Source organism: Micromonospora sp. NPDC049801, assembly GCF_040656575.1.
Lineage (GTDB): Bacteria > Actinomycetota > Actinomycetes > Mycobacteriales > Micromonosporaceae > Micromonospora.
This window is the reverse complement of the sequence record NZ_JBFAMS010000005.1, coordinates 184,423-205,072: the sequence shown is the minus strand read 5'-3', so window position 1 is coordinate 205,072 and position 20,650 is coordinate 184,423. Positions and strand designations below refer to the sequence as shown.

Annotated in this window: 21 protein-coding genes; 7 read left to right on the top strand and 14 right to left on the bottom strand. The window is 72.0% G+C overall.

The window, feature by feature from the left end; translation table 11 throughout:
* Positions 1–325 precede the first annotated feature (325 nt).
* On the top strand, positions 326–535 hold the full coding sequence (locus AB0I89_RS11525) for a PspC domain-containing protein (protein ID WP_234589045.1): 210 nt from the start codon (positions 326–328) through the stop codon (positions 533–535).
* A 391-nt stretch (positions 536–926) separates the two neighbouring features.
* On the opposite strand, the gene AB0I89_RS11520 is transcribed toward AB0I89_RS11525, so the two are convergent.
* The 7 genes from AB0I89_RS11520 to pdxH all read right to left on the bottom strand — a co-directional run bounded on the left by AB0I89_RS11520 (position 927) and on the right by pdxH (position 6,969).
* Positions 927–1,715 carry a DUF4230 domain-containing protein gene (locus AB0I89_RS11520; RefSeq protein ID WP_357123945.1) on the bottom strand — a complete coding sequence of 263 codons (789 nt, stop codon included), beginning with the start codon at positions 1,713–1,715 and terminating at the stop codon, positions 927–929.
* A gap of 99 nt (positions 1,716–1,814) precedes the next feature.
* Positions 1,815–2,975 carry an acyl-CoA dehydrogenase family protein gene (locus tag AB0I89_RS11515; RefSeq protein ID WP_357123942.1) on the bottom strand — a complete coding sequence of 387 codons (1,161 nt, stop codon included), beginning with the start codon at positions 2,973–2,975 and terminating at the stop codon, positions 1,815–1,817.
* Positions 2,976–2,995: 20 nt separating this feature from the next.
* Positions 2,996–3,307 carry a type II toxin-antitoxin system VapB family antitoxin gene (locus AB0I89_RS11510; protein ID WP_357123939.1) on the bottom strand — a complete coding sequence of 104 codons (312 nt, stop codon included), beginning with the start codon at positions 3,305–3,307 and terminating at the stop codon, positions 2,996–2,998.
* 187 nt (positions 3,308–3,494) lie between these two features.
* Positions 3,495–4,097, bottom strand: coding sequence for a nitroreductase family protein (locus AB0I89_RS11505; protein WP_357123936.1), 603 nt, complete (start codon positions 4,095–4,097; stop codon positions 3,495–3,497).
* Complete coding sequence (locus AB0I89_RS11500) at positions 4,097–5,026, bottom strand: aldose 1-epimerase family protein (protein ID WP_357123933.1); 930 nt, start codon at positions 5,024–5,026, stop codon at positions 4,097–4,099. The genes AB0I89_RS11505 and AB0I89_RS11500 overlap by 1 nt, the downstream gene beginning before the upstream one ends.
* A gap of 18 nt (positions 5,027–5,044) precedes the next feature.
* Positions 5,045–6,343 (bottom strand): MFS transporter, encoded by a 1,299-nt coding sequence (locus AB0I89_RS11495; RefSeq protein WP_357123930.1) that lies wholly within the window; start codon positions 6,341–6,343, stop codon positions 5,045–5,047.
* A complete protein-coding gene (gene pdxH, locus AB0I89_RS11490) occupies positions 6,340–6,969 on the bottom strand; it encodes a pyridoxamine 5'-phosphate oxidase (RefSeq protein ID WP_357124662.1) in 630 nt (209 codons plus the stop codon). The genes AB0I89_RS11495 and pdxH overlap by 4 nt, the downstream gene beginning before the upstream one ends.
* Before the next feature lie 280 nt (positions 6,970–7,249).
* Here pdxH and AB0I89_RS11485 point away from each other — a divergent pair, with 280 nt between their 5' ends.
* The 3 genes from AB0I89_RS11485 to sepH all read left to right on the top strand — a co-directional run bounded on the left by AB0I89_RS11485 (position 7,250) and on the right by sepH (position 10,946).
* Complete coding sequence (locus AB0I89_RS11485; protein ID WP_357123927.1) at positions 7,250–8,356, top strand: citrate synthase 2; 1,107 nt, start codon at positions 7,250–7,252, stop codon at positions 8,354–8,356.
* Between the two features lie 192 nt (positions 8,357–8,548).
* On the top strand, positions 8,549–9,676 hold the full coding sequence (gene serC, locus AB0I89_RS11480; RefSeq protein ID WP_357123924.1) for a phosphoserine transaminase: 1,128 nt from the start codon (positions 8,549–8,551) through the stop codon (positions 9,674–9,676).
* A 184-nt stretch (positions 9,677–9,860) separates the two neighbouring features.
* Complete coding sequence (sepH, locus tag AB0I89_RS11475; protein WP_357123921.1) at positions 9,861–10,946, top strand: septation protein SepH; 1,086 nt, start codon at positions 9,861–9,863, stop codon at positions 10,944–10,946.
* A 113-nt stretch (positions 10,947–11,059) separates the two neighbouring features.
* On the opposite strand, the gene thpR is transcribed toward sepH, so the two are convergent.
* The 5 genes from thpR to AB0I89_RS11450 form a co-directional block, all read right to left on the bottom strand.
* On the bottom strand, positions 11,060–11,641 hold the full coding sequence (thpR, locus tag AB0I89_RS11470; protein WP_357123918.1) for an RNA 2',3'-cyclic phosphodiesterase: 582 nt from the start codon (positions 11,639–11,641) through the stop codon (positions 11,060–11,062).
* 11 nt (positions 11,642–11,652) lie between these two features.
* The gene (locus AB0I89_RS11465) at positions 11,653–12,162 is read right to left on the bottom strand and encodes a hypothetical protein (RefSeq protein ID WP_357123915.1); all 510 of its coding nucleotides are present in this window, start codon (positions 12,160–12,162) and stop codon (positions 11,653–11,655) included.
* Between the two features lie 122 nt (positions 12,163–12,284).
* Positions 12,285–13,568: an MFS transporter gene (locus AB0I89_RS11460; RefSeq protein ID WP_357123912.1), complete on the bottom strand. Its 1,284-nt coding sequence runs from the start codon at positions 13,566–13,568 to the stop codon at positions 12,285–12,287.
* Positions 13,569–13,641: 73 nt separating this feature from the next.
* Complete coding sequence (locus AB0I89_RS11455) at positions 13,642–14,091, bottom strand: MarR family transcriptional regulator (RefSeq protein WP_355049191.1); 450 nt, start codon at positions 14,089–14,091, stop codon at positions 13,642–13,644.
* A 118-nt stretch (positions 14,092–14,209) separates the two neighbouring features.
* The gene (locus AB0I89_RS11450; RefSeq protein WP_357123907.1) at positions 14,210–15,688 is read right to left on the bottom strand and encodes an NCS2 family permease; all 1,479 of its coding nucleotides are present in this window, start codon (positions 15,686–15,688) and stop codon (positions 14,210–14,212) included.
* Positions 15,689–15,776: 88 nt separating this feature from the next.
* On the opposite strand from AB0I89_RS11450, the gene AB0I89_RS11445 reads away from it, so the two are divergent.
* Entirely contained in the window at positions 15,777–16,022 is a 246-nt protein-coding gene (locus AB0I89_RS11445; RefSeq protein ID WP_357123904.1) for a DUF2530 domain-containing protein, read from the top strand.
* 27 nt (positions 16,023–16,049) lie between these two features.
* Here AB0I89_RS11445 and AB0I89_RS11440 read toward each other — a convergent pair whose 3' ends face one another.
* A complete protein-coding gene (locus AB0I89_RS11440; protein WP_357123901.1) occupies positions 16,050–16,889 on the bottom strand; it encodes a DUF3027 domain-containing protein in 840 nt (279 codons plus the stop codon).
* An 89-nt stretch (positions 16,890–16,978) separates the two neighbouring features.
* Between AB0I89_RS11440 and AB0I89_RS11435 the strand changes: the two genes are divergently transcribed.
* Positions 16,979–18,595, top strand: a complete 1,617-nt coding sequence (locus AB0I89_RS11435) for an MFS transporter (protein WP_357123898.1) — start codon at positions 16,979–16,981, stop codon at positions 18,593–18,595.
* A complete protein-coding gene (locus AB0I89_RS11430; RefSeq protein WP_357123895.1) occupies positions 18,592–19,242 on the top strand; it encodes a futalosine hydrolase in 651 nt (216 codons plus the stop codon). Before AB0I89_RS11435 ends, AB0I89_RS11430 begins: the two co-directional genes overlap by 4 nt.
* On the opposite strand, the gene AB0I89_RS11425 is transcribed toward AB0I89_RS11430, so the two are convergent.
* Positions 19,205–20,095 (bottom strand): GNAT family N-acetyltransferase, encoded by an 891-nt coding sequence (locus AB0I89_RS11425; RefSeq protein ID WP_357123892.1) that lies wholly within the window; start codon positions 20,093–20,095, stop codon positions 19,205–19,207. The genes AB0I89_RS11430 and AB0I89_RS11425 overlap by 38 nt on opposite strands.
* Positions 20,096–20,650 lie beyond the last annotated feature (555 nt).

Sequence of the window (20,650 nt, the reverse complement as noted above, 5' to 3'; positions counted from 1 at the left end):
CTCCTCCACCCGCGGGCAGCGTGCGTGATCGCCCGGCCCGCGTGAACACCGGCGACATGATCGCGCTCGCCCGCATGATCGCGCTCGATCCTGGATGTAGTGGCCTCACGCTCGGCCGGAGGCCACTACATCCAGGATCGAGCACGACCTTGGCGCGGGGGCGGGGGCGGGGGCGCGGGTCGCGGGGCGTCGGGCGGGGGCCGCACGGGTAAGTACCTACGGGTCCACGGGTCGCCGATCCTCCTCGGGACCGAGGGCGGAGCGGCCGCCCCTTTCTACCGTGGATTGCAGACGCGGCACACCGCCGCAGAGTGGGAGTACGACGATGAGTCGCAAACTGGTCCGACCCCGCCAGGGGCGCATGCTCGCCGGTGTCTGCGCCGGCCTCGGTCAGCGGTTCGGCATGTCCGCCGGGATGGTCCGGCTGCTGTTCCTGCTGTCCCTGCTGCTGCCCGGCACCCAGGTGATCGTCTACCTGATCCTCTGGGTCCTCATGCCCAACGAGGACCGCTACCTGGCCTCCACCGGCCACTGACCCCACCCCCGGCCTCGGTGCAGACCGGCCGCAGCCGGTCACAACTTCGGGGATACTGCTGCTTCCCGATCGTCGGAGGCAGCAGGATCCTCGAAGTTGCGCGGATCTTGGCGGCCCATCGCTCTATCGGTCCTTGATCCACTCCAGATCGCCGATGTGGGGCTTTCCGAGGGCGGTGATACCCCGAGATCAGCGATGTGGAGTGGATCAACCCGCTCGACGGCGCGCGGCAGACCGGGCAGCGGCGGCGGACGGGCGACGGCGCGGCAGCGGAGGCGGACCGGGCGACGGCGCGGCGGACGGGGCAGCGCCCGCCTCGACCATCGTCGGGGCGGGCGCTGCGTAAGCCAGAACGCCGGGGCGCTGAAGACCGAAGCGCCGAGGCGCTGGGTCAGGGGGCCGTGTACGTGACCGTGACCTGCTGGTAGCCCAGTGAGCGCAGCAGCCCCTCCAGCATCTTGCGGGTGTTCTCCTCGGCGCGGGCGGAGAGCCCGCTGTCCCGGGCGGCGGCGGTGATCCGCTCCTCGGCCAGCTGGTAGATCTGCTGCTGCCGGTTGGGGTCGTTGCCGACCAGGTCACCGAGCCGGTTGAGCAGGCCACGCTGCTCGGCGAAGACGTAGCTCTTCTCCATGTCGAGGTTGGTCTCGCCGAGCTGCGGCGCGGGCAGCTTGATCTCGACGGACTTGCCGTCGGCGGACTGCACCACGGCACCCTCACCGATCTTGGTGAAGTCGACGTACGCCTCGATGCTGCCGGCTCCGACGAACAGCGTGCGCTCGTTGAGCAGGAAGTCCGGGACGTTGCGCCGGTCGTTCTGGGTGTCGACCACGACCTGGAAGTTGCCTTCGGCCGCCACGTAGCGGCTCAGATCCTGGATCGACTTCAGCAGCGGCGGCTGGCTGCGGTCGGTCTGCTCCTTGGCGAACGGGTTACGGAAGTCCGGCAGAAAGCCGGTCGCCTGCACGCCGAGCAGCACCACCACGGCCAGCGCGGCGGCGCCGAGCAGCAGGAGCAACCCGCGCGCCGCACCCCCACCCCCGCCGGTGCCGGGACCATCGGTGCCCTCCGGCCCGCCCGGAGTCGGGTCGGGTGTCGCGGCCGAGCGCTCCCTGAGGTCGTCGCCGGTCGGGTAACCGGGGAACTCCCTCGTGGGCTCGTTGATGTCAGCGTCGCGAGCCATCACACTCACCGTCCTCGTCAGACACGTCGTCTGTCAATGACGGTACGGCCCCCGTACGACAGCCGCGCGGCGAGCGGCCGGAAAGCGTAAACGGGCAGGTCAGGCGAAGGCGGAAAGCCCGGTGAGCCGCTGGCCGACGATCAGCTGGTGGATCTCCGAGGTGCCCTCGTACGTCAACACGCTCTCCAGGTTGTTCGCGTGCCGCAGCACCGGGTACTCGCCGGAGACGCCGTTGGCACCGAGGATGGTGCGGCACTGTCGGGCGATGGCCAGCGCCTCCCGCACGTTGTTCAGCTTGCCCACGCTCACCTGGTCGGGGCGCAGCCGGCCGGCGTCGGCGAGCCGGCCGAGGTGCAGCGCGAGCAGTTGCGCCTTCACCAGCTCGACGGCCATGTCGGCGAGCTTGGCCTGGGTGAGTTGGAACCCGGCGAGCGGTCGGCCGAACTGGGTGCGCGTGGTGGCGTACGCCAGGGTGGTTTCCAGGCAGTCGCGCGCCGCGCCGACGGCGCCCCAGACGATGCCGTGGCGGGCCTCGGTAAGGCAGCTCAGCGGGGCCTTGAGCCCGACGGCCCCGGGCAGTTGCGCGTCGGCCGGAAGCCGGACGTCGTCGAGCACGATCTCGCCGGTCAGCGACGCGCGCAGCGACATCTTGCGGCGGATCTCGCGCGCCGTGACACCGGGCGTGTCCATGGGTACGGCGAAACCGCGTACCCCGTCGTCGGTTCGCGCCCAGATCACGGCGACGTCGGCGATCGGCGCGTTGGTGATCCACATCTTGCCGCCGGTGAGCACCCAGTCGTCGCCGTCGCGGCGGGCCCGGGTGGCCATGGACCCCGGGTCGGAGCCGTGGTCGGGCTCGGTGAGGCCGAAGCAGCCGATCGCCTCGCCGGTCGCCATCGGGGGCAGCCAGCGTTGCTTCTGCTCCTCGCTGCCGAAGCGCCAGATGGCGTACATCGCCAGCGAGCCCTGCACCGAGACCAGCGAACGGACACCCGAGTCGGCGGCCTCCAACTCCTGACACGCCAGCCCGTACGCGACGGCGGACGCGCCCGCGCAGCCGTACCCGCTCAGGTGCATGCCGAGCAGCCCGAGCTTGCCGAACTCCCGGGCCAGCTCGCGGGCCGGCACGCGACCCTCCTCGTACCAGTCGGCGACGTGCGGGCGGACCCGGTCGTCGACCAGCCGGCGGACGACATCGCGGATCTGCCGCTCCTCCTCGCTGAGCGACGGGTCCAGGTCGAGCAGATCGAGGGCAGTCATGCCGCCACCTTAACGAAGCCTCAGGCGGGATCGCCCGTACCGGAGAGCACCAGGACCCGGGCGTGGATCTGGTTGCGCTGTTGCAGCGCGGCGCGCAGCGCGCGGTGCAGCCCGTCCTCCAGATAGAGGCCACCGCTCCACTGCACGACGTGCGGGAAGAGGTCGCCGTAGAAGGTCGAGTCCTCCGCTAGGAGCTTGTCGAGCGCCAACTCGCGCTTGGTGGTGATCAACTGATCCAGCCGCAGCGGACGGGGCGGGATCTCCGCCCACTGCTTGAGCGTCAGGTTGTGCTCCGGGTAGGGACGCCCGTCCCGGACCGCTCTGAAGATCACGACGGCACGCTCCCCTCCCCGAGACCGGACGGACCGACGGCGCCGAGCCGGGCCGCGGCGGGCGCCGCGCGGCGCGGCGCCGATGACCGTGCCAGCCTAGCGGCCCCGCGCACGCGACGTTCTGCTCCCTGATGTCAGTTTCGCTATCGCTCGTCCGATCCTCAACCCGACGAACGGGACGCCACGCTCAGCTCCACCGGCCGCGCCGCACCACCTCGTCGATCCCGCGCCGACCGCGACGCAACGATGGTGACCGATGGTCCGCCGCCCGGTAACCGATTGTGACGGCGCCGATGGGCTGGTACTCCTCGGGCACGCCGAAGCTCTCCCGGTACGCGGCCAGCCGCTGGGGTGGGATCCCGAAGAAACACGCCCCCAGCCCCTCGTCCACCGCCGTGAGCAGCATGAGCAGCGCGGCGAAGCCGGTGTCGACGTACCAGTAGGGCACCGGCCAGCGGTCCTTCGACCGGTCGGTCCAGCCCTTGTCGGGCTCCGCGTACCGCGTCAGGTAGGCCGACTCGTTGGCGTGCGGCACCACGATGAGCGGCGCGCGGCGCATCCCGGCCAGCCAGCGCTCCCTGCCTCCGCCGTCGGGCGTGGTGGCCGCCCAGAACCGCTCCCGGTCGGCCGGTTCCTCCAGCACCAGGAAACCCCAGCCCTGGGCGAAGCCGGCCGACGGGGCGCGCACGGCGTGGTCCAGCAGCCGGTCCACCACGTCGGGCGGGACCGGACGGTCCGGGTCGTAGTTGCGGACCATCCGTCGACGGCGGACGACCTCGGCGAACTCCATCAGGCCCCGGGACGGATGCCCCAGGCACCCCGCCAGGTCGTGCCGGGCCCCAGCGCGAGCACGTCCTTGCCCGAGCGGAACGCGTCCGGCGGGCAGGTCATCGGCTCGATCGCCACCGACCGGCGGTGTCGCTCGCCGGTGAGCGCGTCGCCGGTGAAGACCTGCCACCAGCCGAACTCCGCGTCCGCCCAGATGCTCACCCCGGACGAGGAATCCGGCGCCGCGAGGCTCACCGATGAGCCGCCGTCGGCGTCGCGGACGACCTCGCCGAAGCACAGGTCCAACTCGGCGTCGCCGATCCGGCGCGGGCTGGTCCAGTCGTACTCGGTGCCGGCCACCGGCGTCGCGCCGACCGGGAGCAACCGGCCGTCCACCATGATCCGGGTACGCGCCGGCAGCCGCATGACCAGGTCGTCCACGGCGACACCCGGCAGTTGCAGGTACGGGTGCACGGAGAAGCCGAACGGGGCGACCTCGGTGCCCACGTTCGTCACCTCGTGCTCGGCCCGCAGACCGTCCGCGCTCACGCTCCACCGGCTGACCAGCCGCAGCGGCCACTCGTAGCCGGGCTGCGGCGGCAGGTCGTAGCCGACGGTCACCGCGTCCGTGGACTGCTCCAACAGCCGCCACGGCACCCAGTTGACCAGCCCGTGGATGGCGACATGCCGCTCCGGCTCGGTCAGCGAGAGCTGGTGCGTCCGGTCGCCGTACACGTAGCGCCCGTCCCGGATCCGGTTCGGCCAGGGAGCGAGCACCTGTCCGGCGCAGCCGGGGCAGACCTCGTCGACGCCGTACCCGTCGAGCAGGTCGACGCCGTCGTGCCGGTACGTCCGCAGCCCGCCGCCCACCTCGACGATGACGGCCTCGTGGCCCGCGGCGGCGATGGTCCACTGTGCGCCGGAGAAGGGGCGCTGCTCAGGGCTGTCCATGCCGGCGACCCTAACCGGTCACGACCGGTCGCCGCTCGACGCCGTCGTGGCCCGGTACCGCAGCAGTGCCGGGAAGGCGACCGCGAGCACCACCACGAGCACCACCGAGGCGAGTCCGCCGGCGACCCAGGCCACCCCGCCGCCGAACCCGGCGGCCATGGTGCCGGCCCGCAGGTCGCCGAGGCGGGGCCCACCGGCCACCACCACCGTGTTGACGCCCTGGAGTCGGCCGCGCATCCGGTCCGGCGCGTACACCAGCAGCATGGACTGGCGGAGTACGGCACTGACCAGGTCGGCGGCGCCGGCAACGGCGAGCAGCAGGACCATCAGCCAGAGCTGCTGGGCCAGCCCGGCGGCGGCGATCGCGACTCCCCAGCCGACCACCGCGACGACCAGGCCGACCCCCTGCCGGCGGAGCCGACCGATCCAGCCGGAGGTCAGCCCGCCGATCATGGAGCCGATCGCGATGGCGCTGTAGAGCAGGCCGACCGAGCCGCCCCCGCCGAACCGCTCGTTGGCGATCTCCGGAAACAGGGCCCTCGGCATGGCCAGGATCATCGCGATCAGGTCCACGCCGAAGGAGAGCAGCAGGACGGGCGTGGTGGCCAGGTACCGGAAACCGTCGATCACGCTGGCCAGGCCGGCCCGGCGGACCTGACCGTCGGCGCTCGGCTCGGGCGGCAGCGCCGGCAGGCGCAGCGCCGCCCAGAGCATCGCCGTGAACAGCACCGCGTCCAGCCCGTACGCGATCGGCAGCACCACCCGGGTGTCCGACGAGGCGGCGAGGATGAGGCCGGCGGCGAGCGGGCCGGCGACCGACGCGGCGGTGAAGGTCGTGTAGTTGAGGGTGCTGGCGGCCGGAACGAGGTCGTCCGGGACCAGCCGGGGCAGCATGGCGCTGCGGGCCGGCGAGGTGATCGCGAACGCCACCGACTGCACCGCCATCAACACCAGCAGCAGCACCGGGCTGCCCACGTTCAGCAGCGCCTGGACCAGCAGCCCGAGGGTGGATGCCCAGAGCAACAATGAGCCGCCGAGCAGCACCGCACGGCGGTCGCGGGCGTCGGCGACCGCGCCACCCCAGAGCCCGAAGATCAGCAGGGGTACGAACGCGGCGATGCCCAGCAGGCCCACCCAGAACGAGTCCCGGGTGAGGGCGTACATCTCCACCGGCACCGCGACGGCGGTGAACTGGAAGCCGAACATCGCCACGGTGTTGCCGAGCCACAGCCGCCGGTACGCCGGGACGCCCAGCGGGCGGACGTCGATCGCCCAGCGGCGCGCTCCGCGCGGCCGGGCCTCCTGCACACCGGTCACGGCGCCAGCCGCTCGACGATCCAGTCGCTTCCGTCGACGCGACGAAAGCGCAGGCGGTCGTGCAACCGACCGGACCGGCCCTGCCAGAACTCCACCGAGTCCGGCCGGACCCGCAGACCACCCCAGTGCGGCGGTGGCGGAATGGCGCTCTCGTCGGCGTACCGCTCGGCCACCTCGCGGTAGCGCTCCTCCAACGTGGCCCGGTCCGGCACCACGGACGACTGCGGGCTGGCCCACGCGCCCACCTGCGACCCGCGCGGCCGGCTGGCGAAGTACGACTCGGTCACCGCCCGCTCGACCGGGGCGATCGATCCTGCGACCACCACCTGCCGCTGCATCGGAAACCACGGAAAGACCAGGCTGGCGTACGGGTTGCCGGCCGCCTCGACGCCCTTGCGGGACAGGTGGTTGGTGAAGAAGACGAAGCCCTCCGGGTCGTACCCCTTGAGCAGCACCGTCCGCCCACTCGGTCGGCCGGCGGCGTCGGCCGTGCCCACCACCATGGCGTTGGGTTCGGGCAGCCCGTGAGCCACCGCGTCGGCGAACCACCTGTCGAACTGGGTGTACCAGTCGGCGGCCAGGTCAGCCTCGGTCAGGCCCAGGTCCGCGGCGTACTCGTTACGCATCGCAGCCGGGGCTGGTGTGTCGCCCGTCACGTCCCCACTCCTTCTCGGCGTGCTGACCGGCGCCCTCCCGCGCTGGCCAGACCGCTTCGCCCAGTCTCACCGACCGGCGCGGAGAATGCGCGCCCTGAGATGTCGCGTGCAGCACAGTCGCACTGGGTCGCGTATCCGGTTACCCAGCAGGCAAGATGTTCCGAACACATCCCTGAGGGTCGCCTAAGGCGCTCGGCCGACCGGGCCGGATCAGCTGATCGGGCGCACCGACCAGATCCAGGAGAGCGACATGGCCGACTTCAAACCCGGTCTGGAGGGCGTCGTCGCCTTCGAGACCGAGATCGCCGAACCCGACCGCGAGGGTGGCGCGCTGCGCTATCGCGGGGTCGACATCGAGGATCTGATCGGCCAGGTCTCATTCGGCAACGTCTGGGCGCTGCTGGTCGACGGCCGGTTCGGGCCGGGCCTGCCGCCCGCGGAGCCGTTCCCGGTGCCGGTGCACTCCGGTGACATCCGGGTCGACGTGCAGTCGGCGGTCGCCATGCTGGCGCCGTACTGGGGCCTCAGCCAACTGCTGGACATCTCCGACGAGCAGGCCCGCGAGGACCTGGCCCGGGTGTCGGTGACCGCGCTCTCCTTCGTCGCCCAGTCCGCTCGCGGCCTCGGCCTGCCGGCGGTGCCGCAGAAGGAGATCGACAAGGCGCAGACCATCGTCGAGCGGTTCATGAAGCGCTGGCGCGGCGAGCCGGACCCGCGGCACGTCAAGGCCGTCGACGCGTACTTCATCTCGGCCGCCGAGCACGGCCTGAACGCCTCCACCTTCACCGCGCGCATCGTCGCCTCCACCGGCGCCGACGCGGCGGCCTGCATCTCGTCCGGCATCGGCGCCCTCTCCGGCCCGCTGCACGGTGGCGCGCCGTCGCGCGTGCTCACCATGCTGGAGGCGGTGGAGCGCAGCGGCGACGCGGAGGGCTACGTCAAGGGTGTCCTCGACCGTGGCGAGCGGCTGATGGGCTTCGGCCACCGGGTCTACCGGGCCGAGGACCCGCGCGCCCGCGTGCTCCGGCGCACCGCCAAGGAGCTGGGCGCGCCGCGCTTCGAGATCGCCGAGGCGCTGGAGAAGGCCGCCCTGGCCGAATTGCAGGCCCGCCGCCCGGACCGGGTGCTGGCCACCAACGTCGAGTTCTGGTCGGCCGTGGTGCTGGACTTCGCCGAGGTGCCGGCGCACATGTTCACGTCGATGTTCACCTGCGCGCGGATGGGCGGCTGGAGCGCGCACATCCTGGAGCAGAAGCGCCTCCAGCGGCTGGTTCGACCGTCCGCCCGCTACGTCGGCCCGGAAACCCGCAAGCCGTCCGACGTCGAGGGCTGGGGCGCCGTCCCGCACGGCGTCTGAGGTGTAAGGAAGGGCACCTTCTTAACGCCTCGCGTATAGGAAGGGGCCCTTCCTTTCGGCAGGGCGCGTTGTGGCGCACGCCTCATGGACGGTCGTGGGACCAGCGGCCGGACTGATCGCGACGGGTGCGAGGATGAGGGCCGGCAGTGTCGCCGGGCCCGCCCTCGCCCTTGCGGAAGGATCTTCAGAACCGTGGCTGACGCACCGATCATCCGGATTCCCGACGAGATCAAGCCCGCCGACGGCCGTTTCGGCTGCGGCCCGTCCAAGGTCCGTCCGGCGGCCGTGTCCGCGCTCGCCGAGGTGGCGACCAGCTACCTGGGTACGTCGCACCGGCAGAAGACGGTCCGCGACCAGGTGGCCCGGCTGCGCTCCGGGATCGCCGAGTTCTTCTCCCTGCCCGAGGGCTACGAGGTCGTCATCGGCAACGGCGGCACCACCGCGTTCTGGGAGGTCGCCACCTTCGGCCTGGTCCGCGACCGGGCGCAGTTCGCCAGCTTCGGCGAGTTCGGCGCGAAGTTCGCCAAGTCGGTCAAGGACGCCCCGTTCCTGGGCGAGCCGACGGTCCGCAAGGCCGAAGCGGGCAGCGCCCCGGCCCTGGTCGCCGAGGCCGGCGTGGACGTGTACGCGACGCCGCAGAACGAGACCTCGACCGGCGTGGCCGTGCCGATCAGCCGGGTGGCCGGCGCGGACGAGGGGTCGCTGCTGCTGGTCGACGCCACCTCGGGCGCGGGTGGCCTCGAGGTCAACGTCGGCGAGACCGACGTCTACTACTTCGCGCCGCAGAAGTGCTTCGGCTCCGACGGTGGCCTGTGGCTGGCCCTGATGTCGCCGGCCGCGCTGGACCGGGCCGCCGAGGTCAAGGCGTCCGGGCGCTACATCCCGGCCTTCCTCGACCTGGTGACCGCGATCGACAACTCGCGGCTCGAGCAGACCTACAACACTCCGGCACTGGCCACCATCTTCCTGGCCGCCGAGCAGACCGACTGGATGAACGCGCAGGGCGGCCTGGCGTGGGCGGCGAAGCGCACGGCGGAGAGCGCCGCCACGGTGTACGGCTGGGCGGAGCGGTCCACGGTGGCCACTCCGTTCGTCACCGACCCGGCGCTGCGGTCCAACGTGGTCGCGACCATCGACTTCGCCGACGGGGTGGACGCCACCGCGATCGCCAAGGCGCTGCGCGCCAACGGCATCGTCGACACCGAGCCGTACCGCAAGCTCGGCCGCAACCAGTTGCGGGTGGCGCTGTTCCCGGCCGTCGAGCCGTCCGACGTCGAGGCTCTGACCGCCTCCATCGACTACGTGGTCGAGCGCCTCTGAGCTTCGTCACGGTGGGTGTCCGTTGACGCCTCGACGGACACCCACCGTGATCATTGCCGCAGCTCAGTCACGACATGCGGGTGTCGCTTCCCCCACCCTGAGACAGATGCGCGTACGGTGGTCCGAGACGCCTGGGTGGCCGACTCGTGGCGTGCGGCCAGCGAAGCGGGACGGAGGCAACGCTATGCGCCCAGTACGCTTCGTCGCCCTCTCCGAGGACGGCCAGGCCCTGGTGCTCGCCGACGAGGTCGGGCGACTGCTCGCCCTGCCGATCGACGAGCGCATCGCCGGTGTGATGCACCCCGAGCCGGGTGCCCCGCCGCTCGCGGTGGCACCGAGCACCGTCGACCCGATTCCCTCACTGTCCCCCCGGGACATCCAGGCCCGCATCCGTTCCGGTGAGTCGGCCGAGGACGTCGCCCGGATCGCCGGAGTGCCGGTCGACCGGGTCCTGCGCTACGCCGGCCCGGTGCTCCAGGAGCGGGCCATGCTCGCCCAGCACGCCCGTCGCACCCGCCTCAAGGGCGCGGAGAAGCCCACTCCGCTCGCCGAGGTGGTCAACGGTCGGCTGAGCCAGCACGGCATCGACACCGAGAAGATCTCCTGGGACGCGTACCGGCGCGACGACGGCACCTGGCGGATCATCGCCACCTGGCCGTCGGGCAAGGCCACCGCGCAGGCCATCTGGGACATGGACAAGGCCCGGCAGGTGGTCACGCCGCACGACGACATGGCGCAATATCTGTGCGCCGAGCGGCCCACGCCGATCCTCGGCCAGGAGCCGGCGCCGGAGCGGAGCGGGCACGGCCTGCCCGGTCCGTCGCGCGGTGAGCCGAGTCGGGGTGGGCACGGGTTGCCGGCGGCGTCCGAGCACCCGCGACCGGGCCGGGATCCCATCCGGGCCGGCCGGGACGCTTTGCTCGCCTCGCTGGACCGTCCACTCGGCAGCTCGTCGGGTCGCGGGCTCGAACCGCGTACTCCGGCGGCTCTGGCCGGGTCCGACGCGCCCCGGCAGCGGCCGGTCGGCGGTGGCGCTGCCGCGCTGCTCGGCGGCGGCCAGGGGTCGGCCTTCGACGACGACTCGGACGCGCCCAAGGAGGTCCCGGCCGTGCCGTCGCTGGCGGTGCTGCGGCCCCGACGCACCGGCACGGCGGCCGCTGCGGCGGCCGGCGGCGAGTCCACCGACGCCAGCGGCAAGCCGCGCAAGCGGCTGCCGAGCTGGGACGACGTGCTCTTCGGCAGCGGTCCGGCCGCCCGAGAGTCCTCCTGACGCTTCGCGCTTGATCGACTCGGGTTCACGGAAGTCGCGCTGTCAGCACCCGTAAAACACCCCGACTTCCACGAACCCGAGTCGATCAAGGCCGTTCACGCGGGCGCGCCGAGTCAGAGCGGCCAGGCGGCGAGCCGGTCGTAACGCGAGCGTCCCGACCCGGGGTGGCTGCGCATCAGCAGCAGCTCGGTCGCCGGCCACTCCGGTCCCGCGTACTCGTCCAGCGCGGTGCGGTCGGCTTCGACGGCGGCCGGGTCCATCCGGTCCCCGGGCCGGGCCACGGTCAGGTGCGGGCGGAAGGGCTTGTCGTCGTGAGCCACCCCAGCGCGTCGCAGCCGATCCCGGACCAGCCAGGCCAGGCCGTGCAGCGCCTCGACATCGCCCTGGGCGTCCACCCAGAGCACCGTACGCCGGCCGTCGCCGAACACGCCACCACCGCTGAGACGCAGCCGGGGCGGGGCATCGAGGCCGGCGCGGAACGAGTCGGCGGCGAGCCCGAGCGCACTCTCCACGTCGACCAGCCGGGCGGCCTCGACGTCACCGAGGAACGCCAGGGTGAGGTGCAGGTCCGCCGGGTCGGCGAGCCGCACCCGGGCCCCAGCGGCCGCCGCCGCGCCGACCCGCAACCGGGCGATCTGCGCGCCGAGATGGTCGACCGCCTCCACGGGCGGGTTGACCGCGACGAACAGCCGCATTCGGCGACCCGTCAACGGTGGCGTTGCCGGTGGCCAGCTCGGGCGGCCGGCAGGGTCAACCCGGCGGCGTGCAGCACGCCCTCCACGCGTACCCGCTCGATTTCCTGGTCGACGCCGGTCAGCTCGGCCAGGTGTTCGGTGATCCCCAGGGCGCGGCAGGCCAGCCGGAGCCGGTCGTCGTACGCCTGGACCACCGCGCCGTGCCAGACCATCGGCCGGCCGATGCCGCCGAGTCGCTGACCGCCGAGGCGGCGCAGGTCGGCCGCGAGCTGTTCCAGGGGACGACGGTCGGTGCGGTCGAACTCGCTGAGGTCGATGTCCCGGGTCAGCGCGTCGGCTTCGATGGCTCGGTCGAGGCGGGCGATGGTGCGTCGCTCCCGCCGGCGCTCCCGCCACTCGGCCCAGCCGCAGACCACCCGGTCGAGAATCTCGTCGTAGCAGAAGAGCAGGGCGAACACCGCCGGAATGCTGGCCATGGCGAGGAACGCCAGGGCCAGCATCAGCGCGCGTCCGACTCCCACGTATCGACGCTAAGCCCCGGCGTGCCACCTCGCCAGCGGTTTGGCCGCATCCGCGCTATCCGTCGATCGGGACCACGCTCGGGGCCCCTGCCCGGCGGTCGGCGGGGGCCCGAGCGCGCGGCTCAGCAGTCGGCGGAAGTGACGTAGAAGCGGGGCATGGGCAGCACCCGGAAGCGCAGCCGCGCACCGGAGCGGCGCAGTTGCCAGGTCAGCGCGATCAGCGCGGTGGCCAGCGAGATCAGCCCGCCCATCCAGATGCTCGCGCCGGCGCCGAAGCGCTCGGCCACCCAGCCGATCAGCGGTGCGCCGACCGGGTTGGTGCCCAGGAACACCAGCACCCACAGGGCCATCACCCGTCCCCGGAACGCGGCGTCCACGCCGAGCTGGACGCGCTGGTTGGCGGCCTGGGCGAAGAAGACCATGAAGAAGCCGGTGGGCACCAGCAGCGCGACGACCAGCCAGTACGCCGACGCGAAGCCGACCAGGGTGCCGAAGCTGGCGCAGCCGATCGCGGCGCCGAGCACCAGCCACACCGACGGGCGGCTGCGCCGGCCGGTGCCGCTGAGCGCGCCGCCCAGCGCGCCCACGGCAAGGGCGGTGCTGAACAGGCCGAACGAGGCGGCACCGGTGTTGAACACCGTCTTCGCCAGCGCGGCCAGGGTGAGCTGGAAGTTGAACAGCGACATGCCGATCACCGACATCACCGCCATCGGCAGCAGCAGGTCCGGCCGCCGCCACACGTACCGCAGCCCGTCGACGACCTTCGCGGACGCCCGCTCGTCGCGCGGTAGGAGCGCGTCGCGGTGCAGGTCGGCGGTCCGCATCCGGACGACGTTCACCAGCGGCGCGATGGAGCTGACGGCGGTGAACAGGAAGACCGGGCCGACGTCGAAGGCGGCGATCGCCAGACCGGCGACTGCCGGACCGACGATCCGGGCGGAGTTGAAGACGGCGGCGTTCAGCGACAGCGCGTTGGGCAGCAGCGGCGTGCCGACCAGTTCCGAGACGAACGCCTGGCGGACCGGGGTCTCCACGGCGTTGGCCGTGCCGAGGAGCGCGGCGAACGCGAAGACGTGCCAGAGCTGGACCAGGTCGGTGAGGACCAGCAGGGACATGCCGAGCGCCAGCACGCTCCAGAAGGCGTTCGCGGCGAACAGCAGGACCCGCTTGTCGTACCGGTCGGCGAGGCGGCCGGAGAAGAGCGTGAGCAGCAGCACCGGCGTGAACTGACAGGCGGTGACCACGCCGAGCGCGGTGGCCGAGTTGTCGGAAAGCTCGAGGACGAGCCAGTCCTGGGCGATGAACATCATCCAGACGCCGATCAGTTTGATCAGCTGCCCGGATGCGAAAAGGCGGTAGTTGCGGACCTGTAGGGACTGGAACATCGTGCTCAGCTTGGCCTGCACTCTCGGTGCGCCTCCTCAAGGACGTACGCGTCATCGTCAGGTGACGGCACGGCCCGGTGGCGCGGGCGCGGGCTCAGGCGCGAGCGAGCTGCTGGAGAATCTCGGCGGCCCTGTGCAGGGTCTCCCGTTCGTCCTCGTCGAGCGCGGCCAGCCGGTGGGCCAGCCACTCGTCGCGGGCCCGCTCGAACTGGTCGAGCACGGCCTGCCCTCCTTCGGTCGCCGCGAGGATGACCTGCCGGCCGTCGGTCGGGTGGGGGGTCCGCCGCACGAGGCCACGGTCCTCCAACTTCGCGACGATCTTGGTCATCGTCGGTGGCTGCACCCGTTCGATCTCGGCCAGTTCCCGGGGCGTCATCCCGCCCGCCAGCCGCAGGCTGGTGAGCGCGGAGACCTGGGTGACCGTGAGGTCGCCGACCGGCCGGGCCCGTCGGACCCGCCGGTTGAGTCGGGTGATCGCATCTCGCAACTGGGGAGCCAGTTGCGCCGGTGGCACGCGTTCCGCCGTCACCGTCCGCTCCGTCACATTAGTTAGCTTAACTAATGAGCCTGGCTAACGACATCTGTTATGACCAGGCTCACGGGGATGTTTGTGCAGTTCCGGGCGGGGAGTCACCATCGACTCCCCGCCCGGACGACACCTGTCAGAGCACCAGCGACTCGATGGGCCCGCGCAGGAAGTACAGCACGAAGAGGGCGGCCACCCCGTACAGCAGCGGGTGGATCTCCCGGGCCTTGCCCCGGGCCAGCTTGACCACCACGAAGGTGATCAGACCAGCACCGATCCCGTTCGAGATCGAGTAGGTGAACGGCATCAGCACGATGGTGAGGAACGCGGGAATCGCGATCTCGTAGTCCGACCAGTCGATCGTCCGTACCGCGGTCATCATCAGGAAACCGACCACCACCAGCGCCGTCGAGGCCGCCTCGAACGGCACGATCACCACCAGCGGCGCCAGGAACATCGCCAGCAGGAAGAGGGCGCCGGTGACCAGGTTGGCCACGCCGGTCCGGGCACCCTCCGCGACACCGGCCGCGCTCTCGATGTACGACGTGTTGCTCGACGTGCTGGCCGCACCGCCGGCCGCCGCCGCGATCGAGTCGACCAGCAGGATCTCCTTGGCCCTCGGCGGGGTGCCCTGCTCGTCCAGCAGGCCACCCTCCTGGCCGACCGCCACCATCGTGCCCATGGTGTCGAAGAAGTCCGTGATGAGCAGCGTGAAGATGAACATCAGCACGACGACCCAGCCGGCCCGACCCCACGAGTCGAGCACGTTGAACTTGCCGAGCAGCGACAGGTCCGGCACGTCGACAACCGTCTTGGGCAACTCCGGCACGTTCAGCGCCCAGCCCTTCGGATTGGGCTTGCCGTCGACGAACGACGGGCCGATGTTGCCGATCGCCTCCACGATCACCGCCAGCACGGTGGACGCGAGGATGCCGATCAGGATCGCGCCGCGGACCCGGCGCACCACGAGCACCAGCGTGAGCAGCAGGCCCACCACGAAGACGAGCAGTGGCCAGCTCAACAGCTTGCCGCCGACGCCCAGGCCGACCGGAACTGTGGTGTTGGCGGCGTCCGGGAGCCGCCGGACGAAGCCGGCGTCCACCAGACCGATGATGGTCAGGAAGAGGCCGATGCCGACGCCGATCGCCGTCTTCATCTGCGTGGGCACCGACCGGAACACCGCGGTACGCAGACCGGTCAGCACCAGCAGCGCGATGATCACACCCTCGATCACCACGAGGCCCATCGCGTCGGCCCAGGTCATCTCGGGAGCGATCTCGTACGCCACCAGGGCGTTGACGCCCAGACCGGCGGCGAGCGCCAGCGGGAACCGGCCGACGACACCCATCAGGATGGTCATCAGGCCGGCGACCAGCGCCGTCGCGGCGGCCAGCGCCGGAATCGGGAGAGTCTTGTTGTCGCCGTCGACCGCGCCGCCCAGGATCAGCGGGTTGAGCACGACGATGTACGCCATCGTGAAGAAGGTCGCCAGACCACCTCGTACCTCACGACTCAACGTTGAGCCGCGGGCGGAGATCTCAAAGAACCGGTCGAAGCCGTTACGCGGTTGAGCGGGGTTGGGAGGTGTGTCGTTCTCGGGCGGCGCTACTGCCATGAGGACCTCACAGGTGATCTTCCGGTTGTCGCGCGCATCGTCCCAGATCGCTGGCGGGCAGGGGAAGTGCATCGCGTACGCTTGCCCGATGCCGAACGACCAGCCACCGCGCCCCGCGCCGCTGGACCCGCCGATGGTGCCGTTCGCCGTCGCCGGCCTGATCGCGTGGGCGGTCGTCGGACTGGTGCTGCTGGTGTTCTTCCGGGGCTGGCTGACCGAGCACCATCACGAGAACTGGCTCTGGACCTGCCTGGCCGGTTTCCTGTGGGGCTTCCCCGGGCTCGCCGTCATGCTGCGGCACGACGCCAACCGACGCCGCCGCCGGGCGATCTGAACGCGCCGGCCCGCGCCGGAGCGCCGCTCAGGGGTGCCCGTACGGCTCCGCCGGCTCCCCCGCCTCGACCGAACCCGGCGCACGGCTGACCGACATGGCCTCCACGGCGCTGTCGTCGTACACCGTTGGTAGGTCCTCGACCGCGGTCTCGGCGGCCTCGATCAGCGTCTCGGAGTGCGCGCCGCAACCATGGTCGGCGCTGACCACCCGGCCGTCGTCGGGTGCGTAGAAGTTGCCGCACGCGCCGAACGCCGCCCGCATCGCCCCGGCCAACGGGAGGTAGAAGCCACAGGTGCCGCAGCGGGCGGCGGCCGGCGCGGCCGTGGAGATGGCGGCCGTCGGGCCGTGGTCGCCGTCGTACCAGCGCTGCGCCGCGTCGGCCCGACCCTCCCGGGAGAGCACCCGGGCCCGACCGAGACCCAGCTCCCAGGCCGTCTCCTCGACCGCCGGGTCGTCGGAGAGCAGGTAGCCGGGGACCAGCCGCTCATCCTCCGGAGCGGTCGGCAGCAGATCACCCGGGCCGAGGTCACCGGGCTTGAGCCGCTCCTGCCAGGGCAGCCAGCCGGGCGCGAGCAGCGCGTCCGGACCGGGCAGCAGCACCGTCTCGCAGATGGTCACCGTACGGCTGCGCGGGACGCGGGTCACGGTGACCGCCCACCGCCAACCGCGGTAGCCGGCGAGGCGACACTCGAAGTAGTGGGTGACCAGCCGATCGCCCTCGGACACGACCTGCAGGTGGTCGCCGACGTCGTCGGCGTCCACCTCGGTGATGCCGGCACGGGCCACCTCGACGGCGGCGGCGCAGACCTGGTCGAGACGGGCGGCACGGGTGGAGGCGGGCCTGGTCACCAGACCATTGTTCCCCATGCTCCCCGCAGGGGTGACAGGGACTCCCGGGGAACCTTTCGCCGCGACTGATGCGGCACACCTGCGTCGGATGGGCGAGGATGGTGCACATGCCGCCGTACTCCCACTCCGGGCGTTCCCTCCTCGGGCGGACCGTCGGCACCGGCATTCGGGCCATCCGTCTGCTCCTGCGCGGCTCGGTGGGCAGCGGCCGCTGGGTGACCCGCCGGGCCGGTCATGCCCGCGCGCGGGGCGCCGGCGGCGAGGTCGGCATGGTCCGGCTGTTCGACCTGCACGCGCTCTCCTGCGCGGGTGACACCCTGATCGCGATCGGCCTGGCCGGGACGATCTTCTTCAACGTGCCGCTGGGTGAGGCCCGCAGCAAGGTCGCGCTCTACCTGCTGGTGACCATGGTGCCGTTCGCGATGCTCGCGCCCGTGGTGGGGCCGCTGCTGGACCACTTCCGGCACGGCCGGCGGTACGCGCTGGCCGCCACCATGCTCGGCCGGGCGTTCCTGGCCTGGCTGATCTCGGACTACATCCACGGCTTCGGGCTCTATCCGGCCGCGTTCGGTGTGCTGGCGCTGTCGCGCGCCTACGGCGTGGCCCGCTCGGCGGCGGTACCCCGGCTGTTGCCGGAAGGGCTGGGCCTCTCCCAGGTGGGTGCCCGGGCCAGCGTGTACGGCACGGTGGCGGGCGCGCTGGTGGCCCCGATCGGGTTGGCCGCCTTCTGGTTCGGGCCGCAGTGGCCGCTGCGGGTCGCGTCGGTGATCTTCCTGATCGGCATGGTGATCTCGCTGCGGCTGCCCCCGAAGGCGGACTCGGAGCCACCCGAGCGCGTCCCTCGCGCGCTACGCGCCCTGGGCCGCCGCGCGGACCGGCCGCTGGGCCGGGGTCGGCCCGCCGGACGGCTGGTGATCGCCACCCTGATCGGCGCCGCGACCCTGCGGGCCGTGTACGGCTTTCTGCTGCTCTTCCTCGCGTTCGCCATCAAGAAGGGCGATCTGACCACCGGGGTGTTCGGGCGGGACCTGGGCGCGGAGTGGGCGCTGGGGCTGATCGGCGGCGCCCTGGCCGTCGGCAGCTTCCTGGCGACCGCGGTCGGCACCCGGTTGCGTATCCACCGGCCGACCGCCATCCAGTCCAGCAGCATGATCATCGTGGCGGGGGTGGGGGTACTCGCCGTCATCCAGTTCTCGCTGTTGATGGTGGCCCTGCTCTGCCTGGTCACCGCGCTGGTCAGCGGAGTGGCCAAACTCGCCGTGGACGCCTCGATTCAGGAGCGCATCCCGGAGCGGCTGCGGGCCAGCTCCTTCGCCCACTCCGAGACGGTGCTCATGCTCGCCTTCGTCGCCGGTGGCGGGCTCGGGCTGGTGCCGTTCGCCGGCCGGACCGGCATCGCGGTCGCCGCCGGGGTGGGCATCGTGGCCGCCGTCCGGGGAGTGCTGGTCGCCGCTCGGCTACGCACCGAGAAGCTGGCCGGCCGGCCGCTGGGTGACGACGAACTGGCCGAGGACGAGCCCGAGGTTGTCGCGCCCCAGACCGTCGCGCCCGAGACCGTCGCACCGACCTCGCCGGCGCCACCTCAGGCCACGTCGCAGCGGCAGGACGAAGCAGGGCTCGCGCCGCCGGGCTACCACATCTACCGGCCCTCTTCGTCGGTCGGCGGCCCGGGTGGGGGCGCGGACGACGAGACCCGCCGCGAGTCCCCCGGCTCGCTCTCGTGAGCGGTCTGCTGGTGGTGACCGCGGTGCCGGCCGAGGCGGACGCCGTACAGGCCGGGCTGACCGCCACCGACGTGACCGTCGCCCCGGTCGGGGTGGGCCCGGCCGTCGCAGGTGCCGCCACCGCGCGGCTGCTGACCCTGGCCGAGGCGGCCGGTCGTCCGTACCGTGCGGTGGTCAGTGCCGGCGTGGCCGGCGGCTTCACCGGGCGCGCAGCGGTCGGCGACACCGTGCTCGGCACCGCGAGCATCGCGGCCGACCTGGGCGCCGACTCACCGGACGGTTTCATCGGCATCGAGGATCTGGGCATGCCACCCGCGCTGCTCGGCGGCGGCAGCGTCGTCCCTGCACACCCGGCGTTACTGGCAACGCTGCGAGCCGCCCTACCCATGGCCACGATCGGCCCGGTGCTCACGGTCAGCACCGTCACCGGCACCGCCGCCGGCACCGAGGAGCTACGCCGGCGGCATCCGGAGGCGGTGGCCGAGGCCATGGAGGGGTACGGGGTAGCCGTCGCCGCCGCCCAGGCCGGAGTGCCCTTCGCCGAGCTGCGCACCATCTCCAACCCGATCGGCCCGCGCGACCGCGACGCCTGGCGGCTGCGCGAGGCCCTCACCGCGCTGACGAAGGCGGCTGCGGCACTGGGCTGACCCCGGGCGCGCCTCGGACGTCGAGCATCAGCGCCGACGGTCTGCTCGCTCGAAGTTCGAATCCGCAGGCGAGGAGAAAATCGACGTTGCCGAACTCGGCGACCGCGTGGGCGGCACGAAGGCCGGCCCGCGCCATCTCCTTGGCCAACAGCTCGACCAGCCGCCGTCCGATACCGAGAAACCGCAGGTCCGGAGCGACGACAACACCCTCGAGCACCACCTCACGCCGGTCGTCCAGTTCGTCGCCGAGGAGGAGGTCGACACTCCGTTCATGAGCCCGCAGCTCGCCGACCGGTCCCGCTCCGGGCAGCTCGGCGACGAACCGCCAAGAGGTGGCCGGCACGTCTTCGCCCGTACGCCGGAAAGTCACCCGTGCGCGGGCCTCCTGCCGCCACCGCCGCCGGTCCCGCCGAGCCCGGTCGAGGTCGTAGGTCAGCTCCGGCACGCGCAGAGGCCACGATCTCTGCGGAAGAGTGTACGAATGCGCCCACCACGCGCCCGGCCAGTCCTTGAGGGTCCGTACCCGGCGGACATCGAGGTGCGCCGGGTACCGACGGTCGGCCTCGTCCCGTGGCTCGTCGACAGGCATGCCCAGCGGCACGCCGCCCGAATCGGCGAACTTGTCGAGCGGCGGTTCGCCGTGCAGCCGGATCGCCAGCTCGCCCCCTGCCGCTCCGACGAGCCGCGCCACCGTGCGAAACGCCGGCTCGCCGCCCCGCCCCGCCTCGATCCGGGCCAGTGTGCTCTTCGGGACCCCGGACCGATCGGCCAACTCCCGTTGGCTCAGATCTGCACGTCGACGAAGATCGCGCAGCACCGCCCCCACGTCGATCGCATCCCCGCTGATCCCCACCCGTCCATGGTTTTCCGCACGGCGAGCGTCGTCAACAGCGCGCCCTACGCCTGTGGATAACCATGTGGACAACGTGCTTGGGCTGTGGGTATCCCTGTGGTGGTCGGCCCCTGTCGAGCTGCCCCAGAAGTGGGGCGCGCCCGATCGCGCGAAGGGCGGTACACCCCGGATCGCCACCGCCCACCACCACGACCACCCCGATGCCACTGACCGCCGCGACCACCGAGCGCCCCCACCGCCACGGCCACAGCGCGCACAGGCAGGGCACCCGCACGAGCGGCACAGGCACGGCACAGGCACCGCACGAGCACGAGCACGGGCGGGCACGCCATAGGCATCAAGCATCGCCACGACCCGCCGCCGCTGGCGCGATTGCGCCCCACATCTGGAGCAGCTCGACAGGGACCGACCTAACCACCCGCCACCACAGCCAGCAGTGCCCCTCGCCCTACATCCGGGGCAGCTCGACAGGGACCGACCTAACCACCCGCCACCACAGCCAGCAGTGCCCCTCGCCCTACATCCGGGGCAGCTCGACAGGGACCGACCTAACCA